Raw genomic sequence first — 695 nt, forward strand, 5'->3', positions numbered from 1 at the left:
CTTGGCTTGCTCTGGCGTGAGTTCGTGCTGAATGATATACAACCAAAGCGCACGGAATGGATCACTTGGGTCATCGGTATAATGCTTCGTCATCTCTTCATTGGCTAAATCATAACGTTCGCCGTAGTAGAGTGCGATAGAGCGGTTTCTTTCTGCGTAAGAGTTTGCAGGATCAAGCTCTAACGTAGAATCAAAAGATTCATAAGCCGCATCAAACTCCCCTACCTGCGTAAAGTAAACCCCCAAAAGGTTGAAGATATCAGGTTGAGCAGGGTTCAATGAAAGAGATTGGTTGAAGTCGAGACGTGCTAGATCACGCAGGCCAACACTATCGTAGTAGTTACCACGTTCAAACAGCATCTTAGATCGAACTTCATCATTCAAGTCCGGGCGCTGTAATAATTGACTAAGACGTGCAATTTGAACCTCTTGCTGAACGCTTGGTTGCAGCGGTACAGCCATTGGTGGATAAACCCAACGTGAGGTGTTATCTGATGTTGTCGCACAACCTGTCAGTACAAGCAGTAAACACATACTCGCGGTTTGAAACCATTTCACAAATAATTACTCCTGTTATGACCGCAATAAAAAAGGGGAGCGATATGCTCCCCTTTATAACATGCTTTTTTACCAATGGGTTAGAAATCACTAAAAAGCGATAGTCCCATTAATAGGCTAAGAATTACTCAGCAGCA

1 protein-coding gene is annotated in these 695 nt (G+C 43.7%); it reads right to left on the reverse strand.

The features are described from left to right. Nucleotides 1-558, reverse strand: a 558-nt coding sequence (gene nlpI / locus AB4653_RS15725) for a lipoprotein NlpI (RefSeq protein WP_372104681.1), incomplete at its 3' end; no start/stop codon positions are given. Nucleotides 559-695: the final 137 nt, after the last annotated feature.

This window comes from Vibrio sp. 10N.222.48.A3 (assembly GCF_041475345.1).
GTDB lineage: Bacteria > Pseudomonadota > Gammaproteobacteria > Enterobacterales > Vibrionaceae > Vibrio > Vibrio tasmaniensis_A.